Origin of the sequence: Streptomyces sp. NPDC051320, assembly GCF_040682175.1 — a bacterium.
Classification (GTDB): domain Bacteria; phylum Actinomycetota; class Actinomycetes; order Streptomycetales; family Streptomycetaceae; genus Streptomyces.
Window position 1 is genome coordinate 42,104 of the sequence record NZ_JBFBAL010000013.1, and the last position, 10,543, is coordinate 52,646.

At 71.5% G+C, this 10,543-nt stretch carries 9 protein-coding genes; 5 read left to right on the forward strand and 4 right to left on the reverse strand.

All coding sequences use genetic code 11. The annotated features are described in order from the left end of the window. The first annotated feature begins 152 nt into the window (after nucleotides 1-152). The gene (gene cdgB, locus AB0M87_RS26015) at nucleotides 153-1,811 is read left to right on the forward strand and encodes a diguanylate cyclase CdgB (RefSeq protein WP_365856955.1); all 1,659 of its coding nucleotides are present in this window, start codon (nucleotides 153-155) and stop codon (nucleotides 1,809-1,811) included. A 111-nt stretch (nucleotides 1,812-1,922) separates the two neighbouring features. Further along, entirely contained in the window at nucleotides 1,923-2,969 is a 1,047-nt protein-coding gene (locus tag AB0M87_RS26020) for a CBM35 domain-containing protein (RefSeq protein WP_365856957.1), read from the forward strand. Nucleotides 2,970-3,010: 41 nt separating this feature from the next. On the opposite strand, the gene AB0M87_RS26025 is transcribed toward AB0M87_RS26020, so the two are convergent. The 3 genes from AB0M87_RS26025 to AB0M87_RS26035 all read right to left on the reverse strand — a co-directional run bounded on the left by AB0M87_RS26025 (nucleotide 3,011) and on the right by AB0M87_RS26035 (nucleotide 6,090). Further along, nucleotides 3,011-3,937, reverse strand: coding sequence for a 1-phosphofructokinase family hexose kinase (locus AB0M87_RS26025; protein WP_365857257.1), 927 nt, complete (start codon nucleotides 3,935-3,937; stop codon nucleotides 3,011-3,013). 111 nt (nucleotides 3,938-4,048) lie between these two features. Further along, on the reverse strand, nucleotides 4,049-5,197 hold the full coding sequence (nagA, locus tag AB0M87_RS26030) for an N-acetylglucosamine-6-phosphate deacetylase (protein ID WP_365856959.1): 1,149 nt from the start codon (nucleotides 5,195-5,197) through the stop codon (nucleotides 4,049-4,051). Next, nucleotides 5,197-6,090, reverse strand: coding sequence for an ROK family protein (locus tag AB0M87_RS26035; RefSeq protein WP_365857259.1), 894 nt, complete (start codon nucleotides 6,088-6,090; stop codon nucleotides 5,197-5,199). The genes nagA and AB0M87_RS26035 overlap by 1 nt, the downstream gene beginning before the upstream one ends. Nucleotides 6,091-6,592: 502 nt before the next feature. On the opposite strand from AB0M87_RS26035, the gene AB0M87_RS26040 reads away from it, so the two are divergent. From AB0M87_RS26040 to otsB, 3 genes are all read left to right on the forward strand, one after another. After that, entirely contained in the window at nucleotides 6,593-7,846 is a 1,254-nt protein-coding gene (locus AB0M87_RS26040) for an extracellular solute-binding protein (protein WP_365856961.1), read from the forward strand. Nucleotides 7,847-7,965: 119 nt separating this feature from the next. Next, on the forward strand, nucleotides 7,966-8,217 hold the full coding sequence (locus tag AB0M87_RS26045) for a DUF3263 domain-containing protein (RefSeq protein WP_365856963.1): 252 nt from the start codon (nucleotides 7,966-7,968) through the stop codon (nucleotides 8,215-8,217). 64 nt (nucleotides 8,218-8,281) lie between these two features. Continuing rightward, nucleotides 8,282-9,127, forward strand: a complete 846-nt coding sequence (gene otsB / locus AB0M87_RS26050; protein WP_365856965.1) for a trehalose-phosphatase — start codon at nucleotides 8,282-8,284, stop codon at nucleotides 9,125-9,127. Here otsB and AB0M87_RS26055 read toward each other — a convergent pair. After that, nucleotides 9,117-10,514: a trehalose-6-phosphate synthase gene (locus AB0M87_RS26055; protein ID WP_365856967.1), complete on the reverse strand. Its 1,398-nt coding sequence runs from the start codon at nucleotides 10,512-10,514 to the stop codon at nucleotides 9,117-9,119. The two genes, otsB and AB0M87_RS26055, sit on opposite strands and share 11 nt — an antisense overlap. Nucleotides 10,515-10,543: the final 29 nt, after the last annotated feature.

The following is a 10,543-nucleotide window of genomic DNA, read 5'->3' on the forward strand; positions in this document are numbered from 1 at the left end:
CTGATGTGACTTGGGTCACGACGGCGATAAATTGTTGACCCTGTGTACCTGCCGAACAGCTCACTGTGATTCAGTGGCGGAGACACTGCACCAAGAGCGCCGATGGAGAACCCTGGAGTTGCTGTCGAGGTCTTTCTCGGGGAGAGCGAGCAATGGAGACCGAGTCGGAGCCGTACGTCCGTCTTGCGACCCTGCGGCAGTTGCATCAAGCGGTCGCGAACCTGAATCAGGCACGCAGTCTGGCGGACACCCTGCAGACCGTGGCCGACGGCATCGTGGCCGGGCTCGGCTATGAACTTGCCTGCGTCAACCTCGTGCGGCCGGACGGCGACCTGATCGTCGCGGCGCTCGCCGGTGACGATTCCGCCGCCGCGCTGATGACCGGACGCGTCGGGTCACGCGCGTCCTGGGAGCGCAGGCTCGCCATGGGCCAGGCCTGGGGGGCGCTGCGGTTCATCCCGTACACCGAGGGCTGGGTGCTCGACCAGGACGACGTGCCGCACTGGCACAACAGCGGACCCGAGCCGCGCTTCGAGGACGAGTGGCACCCGGACGACCGGCTCTTCGCTCCGATGTACGCGACCGACGCGTCCGGCGGGGAGCTCGTCGGTGTGATCTCCGTCGACCGGCCGCGCAACGGCCGGCGCCCGGGCGCCTGGGGCCAGGAGGCGCTGCAGATGTACGCGTTCCAGGCCGCGATAGCGATCACCAACGCCCGGCTGCGCGCCAATATGCAGCGGGCCCTCGTCCGGCTGGAGCGCGAGCAGCAGGCGCTGCGGGCCAGTGAGGAATCCTTCCGGCAGGCTTTCGAGTACGCCCCGAGCGGTATGGCCATCGCGGAGATGGGCGGCGACCAGCACGGGCGGCTGCTCCGGACGAACGACGCGCTCTGCCGGCTGCTGGGTCGGCCCGCCTCCGCGATGCGCCGGTACTCGTTCGCCGATCTGGTGCACCCCGAGGACGTGGGCACGCTGCTCCGTACGTCCGCCGAGGGGGGCCGGGCCGAGCTGCGGCTGCGGCGGCGCGACGAGTCGTACATCTGGGTGTCGCTCCGCAATTCGGTGGTCGCCGACACCACGGACGGCCCGCGCTTCCTGCTCACCCACGTCGAGGACGTCGAGGAGCGCAAGCGCCATGAGCTGCAACTGGCCCACCGCGCGTCGCACGACTCACTGACCGGGCTGCCCAACAGCGCCGAGCTGCGCTCCCGGCTCAGCGCCCGGTTGTGCGCGCGCCCCGACGCGGTGCGCGAGACGGCGATCGAGGCGCTGGACGCGGCATACGAGCAGGGCAGCCTGTCGACCACGGACTCCGGCGGTCACCGGTTCGACTTCGCGGCTGCGGCGGCCGTCGCGGGTGGTTACGACCACCCGAACCATCTGGTCCCTCCGTCGGACGACGCCGAGGACGGGACGAAGGGGCTCGCGGTGCTCTTCTGCGACTTGGACGGTTTCAAGTCGATCAATGACCGCTTCGGGCACCACACCGGTGACGCCGTTCTCATCGAGGTCGCACGCCGGCTCGCCACCGGCGTGCGGGACGGCGACACCGTCGCGCGGCTCGGAGGTGACGAATTCGTCGTCCTGGCTGACGGCCTCGCCGCCGCGGACGCCGCTGACCTGGCCGTACGGCTGCGGAATGCCATCATCCCGCCCATAAGGGTGGACGGCAGGGCGGTGCGCGTCGGAGCCAGTTTCGGCATCGGCTGGGCGAGCTGCGGGATGACCGTCGAAGAGGTGCTGCGCTCCGCCGACCAGCGGATGTACGTCGAAAAGCGGTCGCGGGCGAAGGTGCACCGACGGGCCGGATAGGTGCTGTGACGCTGCCCACGCGGTGCGAGCGGGGACCGGTCGACTGGCCGATCGGTTGGTCCATCCGGGGTAGGCTCGCCCGCGTCAGCGATGTGTGAGGAGTACCAGGGAATGACGGCCGGCAATAACGGCGCGAGCACGCCCGAGGACGACGACCCGTTCGGCTATCTGTACGAGGACGGTCAGGCAGCAGGTGCCGTCCCCCCGCCCGGCGGCGGCGGATACGGCTATCCGGGCCCGTCGGCAGGCGGCCGCCCCGGGGTGCCACGCACGTCGTACAACCAGGTGCGGACGGTCGGCGAGCGCCAGTACGGGCAGCAGCAGGCACCGCAGCAGGCCCCTCCGCCGCAGCAGCCGTACGACCAGCCACAGCAGGCATACGGTCAGACCCAGCAGTACGGCCAGCAGGACTACGGCCAGACCCAGCAGTACGGCCAGCCGTCCCCGCAGTACGCCGCGCCGGAGGTGTACCCCGGCGGGCCGCCGCAGCCGCCTCCGGAGCAGTACAGCTCCGGCAGCGGTGGCGGCCGGAGCGGCCCCCAGCACAAGGGGCTGCTGATCGGGGCGGTCGCGGTGGTCGCGGTCGTGGTGATCGGGATCGCCGCAGCGCTGATGACCAGCGGCGGTGACAAGAACAACGACGCCAAGTCGGGCGCGAGCGGTGGGTCCGGTGGTGGCCGGTCGGCCGCCCAGTCGGTCAAGCCCAGCGACACCCCGTCGGAGTCCGCGCCCGCGGACCTGCCGAAGCAGGACGCGGCGACGCTGACCCTGGGCGGTGCGGCGACCACCAGCAAGGACGTCGCGGGTGCCAAGGCGGCGGGCGGCGCCTATGTGGTGATCGCCCAGCCCGGTGACTCGGCGACCTGGACAGTGGATGTGCCCAAGGCCGGCGATTACACCCTGTCGATCAACTACGGCGTGCCGGGCACCGACGCGAAGACCTCGCTGACGGTCAACGATGCCGCGAAGCCCGCGTCGGTCAACATGAAGAACTTCGCGCAGGCGCCCGCCGGGGACGCGTCGAAGGGGTGGACCAACACCTTCAACTACGTCAACCTCAAGAAGGGCTCCAACACCATCAAGATCTCCTGCGAGCAGGGAGACACGTGCGGGGTCAATCTGGACCAGCTCGAGCTGAAGGCCGGGCACCAGGGCTGACCGTTCATCCCGGCTGACCCGGTGGCCGGTGCCCGGGAGGGCTATCCGGCCTGTGCGACAGCGTCGACGAGGACCTGCGGAAGCAGGTCCTCGTACGTTTTGCGGTGGAACTCACCCGCCGCGGGCGCCTGCACCGTGGCCGCCGAGAGCGCCACCGCGCGGGCCAGCCGCTGCGGCCAGGGAAGCTGCTCCACCAGCCCGGACAGCAGTCCGGCGACCGCCGAGTCGCCCGCGCCCGTCGGGTTGCCGGGGAATCGGGCCGGTGGCGTGGCCTGCCAGTTGCCGTCCGGGGTGGCGGCCAGCATGCCGTCCGCGCCCAGCGAGGCGACCACCGTACGGGCGCCCCGGCGGCGGGCGTCCCGAGTGGCGCGCAGCGGTTCCCGCGAGCCGGTCAGCCGGGCCAGCTCGTCGGCGTTCGGCTTGACCAGGTCGGGGCGGGCCGCGATGCCGCGCCGCAGCGGCTCGCCGCTGGTGTCGAGCAGGACGGGGACCCCGGCCGCGCGGGCCTGGCGGATCAGCCGGCCGTACGCGCCGACCGGCACACCCGGCGGCAGGCTGCCGCAGAGCGCCACCGCTTCGGCGCCGGTCAGCAGCTCCGCGTACGAGGCGAGGAAGGTCTCCCACTCGGTCGGGGAGATGACCGGACCCGGTTCGTTCAGCTGGGTCGTGTCGCCGGAAGCGGCGTCGACGACGGCGATCGTCCGGCGGGTGGTGCCGGCCACCGGTATCAACGCGTCGGTGGGCGGCAGCTCCGCCAGCAGCTCACGCAGGACCGCGCCCGTGGTGCCGCCGGCGAAACCGGTCACCACCGTCTCGTGGCCGAGCGCGGCGAGCACCCGGGCCACGTTGAGCCCTTTGCCGCCCGCCCGCTCGGTGACCGCTTCCACGCGGTGGCTGGCGTGCGGGGTGAGGGCGGGGACGCGGTAGGTGATGTCCAGTGCGGTGTTCAGGGTCACGGTCAGTAGCACAGAAACGATCATGCCAAAGCGGAAGCGGCAGGCCCAGACCTGGGAACCTGCCGCTTTCCGTGTGTTGTGGTTGGTGTGCCGGACCGTACCGGCCGGCTGTGCCGGGCCGGGCTACCGGGGCGTAACCACCCATTCGCCCTTGCGCATCACACCGGTCAGTGTGAAGTCCGCGTCGAGCACCACCAGATCCGCGTCCTTGCCGGGTTCCAGCGAGCCGACCCTGTCGTCGACGCCGAGCAGCCGGGCCGGGTTGGCGGAGAGGGACCGTACGACGTCCTCCACCGGGAGCCGGTCGACGGTCACCGCGCGCCGGAAGGCGGTGTCCAGCGTGAGGGTGGAGCCCGCGATCGAGCCGCCCTCGACGAGCCGGGCCACGCCCTGCTCGACCTCGACCTCCAGCGGACCGAGGTGGTAGATCCCGTCACCGAAGCCCGCCGCGTCCATCGCGTCGGTGATGAACGCGACCCGCGCGGCGCCCGCGCAGCGGAACGCCAGCTCCAGAGCGGCCGGATGCAGATGGGTGCCGTCGTTGATCAGCTCGACGGTGATCCGCTCGTCCTCCAGCAGCGCGGCGATCGGACCGGGGTCCCGGTGACCCAGCGGCGGCATCGCGTTGAAGAGGTGGGTGGCCACGGTGGCGCCGGCCTCGATGGCCTGCACGGTCTGCTCGTACGTCGCGTCGGTGTGGCCGATCGCCGCGATCACACCGTGCTCGGCGAGCAGCCGTACCGAGTCGATGCCTCCCTTCATCTCGGTGGCGAGGGTGAACATCTTCGCGGTGCCGCGCGCCGCGTCCAGCAGCTTGCGGACGTCGGCCGGGTCCGGGTCGCGCAGCAGCGCCTCGCTGTGCGCGCCCTTGCGGCACGGCGAGATGAACGGGCCCTCGAAGTGGATGCCCGCCAGATCGCCCTGCTCGACCAGCTCGGAGAGCAGCGAGGCGCGTGCGGCGAGGAATTCCATCTCGCCGGTGACGGTGGAGGCGACGATCGTCGTGGTGCCGTGCAGCCGGTGCGTGTGGATGCCCTGCAGCACCTCGTCGGTGGTCCCCGAGGTGAAGGAACTGCCGCCGCCGCCGTGTACGTGCATGTCGACGAAACCGGGGACCACCCAGTGGCCCGCCAGATCGATCACCGGAGCGTGCTCCGGCGCGCTCGCCGCGATGCGCGATCCGGCCACGACCACCTGGTCGCCCTCGACGGTCCCGGTCGGCAGCACCACCCGGGCTCCGGAGAGAACGGTGCTTGTTTCGCTTCCGGCCATCAGGCGGTTACCTCCGTGGAGAGTAGATCCCAGGCGAGCAGACCTGCGCCCAGGCAGCCGGCGGTGTCCCCGAGGGCCGCCGGGACGATGAGAGGCAGTTTCTGGAACGTCACGCGTTCCGCGACTGCTGCCCGCAGGGGTACGAACAAGGTTTCCCCGGCTTCGGCGAGTCCGCCACCGATGATCAGGGTGCGCGGGTCGAGCAGCGTGAGCGCGGTGATCAGACCGTCGGCCAGCGCGTCCACCGCGTCCTGCCAGACGGTGACGGCCCGCGGGTCGCCGGATTCGACGGCCTTGGCGCAGTCCGCCGCGTCCGCCTCCGGATCGCCGGAGGCCGCGGCCCAGGCCAGTGACACCGCCGACGCGGAGGCGTACCGCTCCAGACAGCCGCGCTGCCCGCAGCCGCAGTCGACGCCGTCGGGACGCACCACGACGTGGCCGATCTCACCGGCGCAGCCGTGGGCGCCCGCTTCGATGACGCCGTTGATGCCGATGGCGCCCGCGATGCCGGTGCCCAGCGGCAGGAACAGGAAGCGGTCGGCGTCCCGGCCCGCGCCGATCCGGCCCTCGGCGAGCCCGCCGGTGCGCACGTCGTGGCCGAGGGCGACCGGGACGCCGTTCAGCTCGGCACTGAGCAGCTTCCGCAGGGGCACGTCCCGCCAACCGAGGTTGGCGGAGTAGACCGCTATGCCGTTCTCGCCGTCGACGATGCCGGGGACGGCGACGCCGGCCGCCGACGCAGGCCGGCCGAGGTGCTCCTCGCCGTACGCGTGCAGCTCGGCGGCGAAGTCCAGGATCGACCGGACGACGGCTTCGGGGCCCCGCTTCCTGTCGGTGGCCCGCCGCGCCTCGTGGAGCAGGGCGCCGTCGGCCCCGACCAGGGCGGCCTTCATACCGGTGCCGCCCACGTCCAGGGCGATGACGTGGCTTCCGGCCGGGTGTCCGGGGGGTGTCCCACGGGAGAATGCAGTCACGGGGACAGTGTGGCGCGGAGAACCGGAAAAGGTCTAGTCCACTCGCGGTGAATTGTTGCGCACCCATACAAAGTCCGGACCGCAGCCGGACCCCAGCCCGGGCGCAGCTGGACCCCGGCCCGGACCCCAGGCGGACCGCAGCCGGGGCGAAGCCCGGGTGGCGGTGCCGGTGGCAGTCCGGCCGAAGTCCGGGCAAAGGCGGCATTCGGTGGCCGCCCGGCCCGGAACATCGAACTCTCCGGTGTTTGACGGTTGTTGACCGGATCGTTGCGACAATGTGGGGGTGCGTTGCAGAAGCGAGACCCTTGTCGTGTAGACCTTGTGGCGGGGCGTGAGGGAAAATCGCAGCTCATAGCGACAGGACGTCACGAGGGACCGACTGGAACACAAGGGTGGGTAAAGGGCTGTGCAGCGGCGCTTCATGGGACTGACCGCGGCGATCGCGGCGCTCGGAATGACAGCAGGTCTCTCCGGCTGCGGCAGCGACGACGGGTCGTCGGGCGACGCCACCCTCAGCATGGTGGTGGCGAACTACGACCCCGACGAGGGCAGTTCCACCCAGAAGTACTGGGACGGCCTGATCAGCACCTTCGAGAAGAACAACCCGGGCATCAAGATCAACCTCAAGGTGCTGTCCTGGACGGTCGTGGACGCCGAGGTCGCCAAGATGGTGAAGGCCGGCCACGCCCCCGACATCGCGCAGATCGGCTCCTACGCCGATTACGCGGCCCAGGGCAAGCTCTACAGCGCGGACGACCTGCTCTCCATACCCGTACAGGCCAACTTCCTCGGCCCGCTCGCCGACGCCGGCCAGCAGGACCGCAAGCAGTACGGCATGCCCTTCGTGGCCTCCACCCGGCTGCTCTTCTACAACAAGGAGCTGTTCACCGAGGCCGGCCTCACCCCGCCGAAGACCTGGAAGCAGCTGGCGTCGGACGCCGGGGTCCTCAAGGCGCGTGGCGTGAAGTACCCGTACGCGCTGCCGCTCGGCCCCGAGGAGGCCCAGGCCGAGACGCAGATGTGGCTGCTGAGTGGCGGTGACGGTTACACCGACGGCGTCGGTACGTACACCATCAACTCGCCGCAGAACATCAAGACCTTCGACTGGCTGAAGAACGACCTGGTCGGCAAGGGCCTGACCGGCCCGGTGGCACCCGGCAAGCTCAACCGCAAGGACGCCTTCGCCGCGTTCACCCACGGGGACGTCGGCATGCTCAACGGCCACCCGCAGCTGCTGCAGCAGGCCGAGGACAAGGGGGTCAAGGTCGGCATGGTTCCGATGCCCGGCCTCAACGGCACCTCCAAGACCACCATGGGTGTCTCCGACTGGATCATGGGGTTCAAGCAGAACGGCCACCGCGAGCAGATCGGCGCGTTCCTCGACTACGCCTTCAACGACCGCAACGTGCTGGACTTCGCGACCCGGTACGACCTGCTGCCGCCGACCGTGTCCGCGTCGGACAAGCTCGCCGATGACCCGGAGCACGAGGAACTGAAGAAGTTCCTCGACGAGCTGGCCACCTCGCAGCTGCCGCCGGTCGGCAAGACCTCCTGGGCCGCGGTCAGCGGGTCCATCAAGAAGCAGATCGGCAAGGCCGTCGAGCCCAACGGCAACCCGGAGAGCGTCCTCAACCAGATCCAGAACGTCGCGGCTGCCGCCCAGGCGGCGGAGTAGCCGTTCCGGGCAGCCCGTTGCGTCCAGCCCCGCCCGGAGCAGTACCCGTCGGGAGGAGCGTTGGGAGCAGCACCGCCCGGAGTGGCTCCGCCCGGGGGCTGCCCAGTACGTTGGCTCATATGACCGGCAACGACCTCCACGGCCCCGCGCCCCTCTCGGAGCGCGACCGTGCGGTGCTCGCCGTCGAACGCCACGCCTGGCCGGGTCCCGGCGCGAAGGAACGCGCGATACGCGAGCGCCTGGGGATCTCCCCGGTGCGCTACTACCAGCTCCTGAACGCTCTGCTCGACGACGAAGCGGCACTCGCCCACGACCCGGTGACGGTCAATCGCCTCCGCCGCGTCCGCCAGGCCCGGCGGGAGCGCCGGTAACTCCGGCGACGTGCGGACCACGACATCCGGGGCGCGGCGGCCGGGTCGCGGATAGGGTCATCCCATGGGCAGCCCATCGAACATCCTGCCGACCCCCGCCACCGCAGCCGGCCGCCAAGGCCTCGCCGCCCTGTTGGCCGGGCCGGAAAAAGCCGTAGTGGCCCTCGACTTCGACGGCACGCTGGCCGACATCGTGCCGGACCCGGAACAGGCTCGCGCCCACCCGGACACCGTTCCCGCGCTGGCCGCACTCGCCCCGCGGATCGCCTCGGTGGCCGTGGTGACGGGCCGCCCGGCCGGCGTCGCCGTACGGCACGGCGGCTTCGCCGGTGTGCCGGGCCTCGAGCATCTGGTCGTGCTCGGCCACTACGGCGCCGAGCGCTGGGACGCCGCCAGCGGCACCGTGAACGCCCCCGCCCCGCACCCGGGTGTCGCCGCCGCCCGCGCCGAGCTCCCCGGCTTCCTGGACGCGATCGGCGCCTGGCAGGGGACCTGGGTCGAGGAGAAGGGGCGGGCCGTCGCAGTCCACACCCGCCGGGCCACCGACCCGGAGGCCGCCTTCGAGGCGCTCCGGGAACCGCTGGCGGAGCTGGCCGCCCGCCACGGGCTCATCGTGGAGCCGGGCCGGATGGTCCTGGAGCTGCGCCCGCCCGGCGTCGACAAGGGTGTCGCGCTCACTGCCTACGTACGCGAACTGGGCGCCGCAGCCGTCCTCTACGCCGGTGACGACCTGGGCGACCTGACCGCGTTCGGCGCGGTCGAGCAGCTGCGCGCGGAAGGCGTCCCCGGGCTGCTGGTCTGCAGCGGCAACGAGGTCCCCGAGCTCGCCGCCAGGGCCGACCTGCTGCTGCCGGGCCCCGGCGCGGTCGCCGCGTTCCTGGCCGATCTGGCGCGCTCGATCACGGGCTAGCGGTCAGCGCTTCCAGCTGATCCAGGAACCACCGCTGCGGCGGCAGCGCGGTGGCCGCCGCAGCCAGCCGCCCGGTGCGTTCGGCGCGCTCCGGGCCCGGCATGGTGAGCGCCTCGTGCAGCGCGGCCGCGGTGCCCGACACGTCGTACGGGTTCACCGTGACCGCGTCCGGCCCGAGCTCCTCGTGGGCCCCCGCCTCCCGGGACAGCACCAGCGCGCACCCGTGGTCGCTCACCACCGGAACCTCCTTGGCCACCAGGTTCATCCCGTCCCGGATCGGGTTGACGAGGGCGACGTCGGCCAGCCGGTAGGCGGCCAGTGAGCGCGCGAAGTCGTCCTTGAGGTACAGCACGACCGGAGTCCAGTCGTCGGTGCCGTAGCGGGAGTTGATGGCGTCGGCGACCCGTCGCACCTCGTCCATGTAGTCGCGGTAGACGGCGAGGTCCTGCCGTGAGGGGTAGGCGAGGGCGAGGTGCACGAGCCGGCCGCGCCACTCGGGGCGGGTGTCGAGCAGCTCACGGAAGGCGTGCAGACCGCGCACGATGTTCTTGGACAGCTCGGTACGGTCCACCCGGACGATCGTCTTCCGGTCACCGCTGCCGCCGATCCGACCGCGCAGCTCCTGCATCCGCCTCTCCACGTCCGGCTCGTGGGACCGCGCCCGCAGGAAACCGGCGTCGGCGCCGAGCCCGTGCACCCCGATACGGGTACGGCCGGTGCCGCCCAGCACCTCCGTGCAGCAGCCGATGAAGGCGTCCGCCCACCGCCGGGTCAGGAACCCGGCCCGGTCGGCGCCCAGGATGCCGCGCAGCAGTTCCTCGCCGATGTCGTCGGGCAGCAGCCGGAAGTAGTCGACGGGCGCCCACGGGGTGTGCGAGAAGTGCCCGATCCGCAGATCGGGGCGGAGCTCGCGCAGCATCCCCGGCACCAGCGCCAGGTGGTAGTCCTGCACCAGCACGACGGCGCCCTTGGCGGCCTCGGCGGCCAGCGCATCGGCGAAGGCCCGGTTGTAGGTGCGGTACGCCGCCCACTGCTGCCGGAAGGCGGCGTCGAACACCGGCTCGAGCGGCGTCTGGTAGAGCATGTGGTGCACGAACCAGAGCACCGAGTTGGCGATGTCGTTGTACGCGGCGTGGTGCACCTCGGCGTCGATGTCGAGCATCCGCACCCCGTCCTCGCCGGCCCCGCGACGGACCGCCTCACGGTCGCCCTCGCCGAGCGCGGCACACACCCACAGCGAGTCGGCGTCCCCCCCGACGGCCGAGAGCCCCGAGACGAGCCCGCCGCCACCGCGCCGGGAATCGAGCTCACCGTCTTCGCGGAGGGTGTACGAGACGGGACCGCGGTTGGAGGCGACGAGGATCTGAGCGGCGTGCGGAGAGGACATGACGCGTACCTAGCCCCTGCGGCAACCGC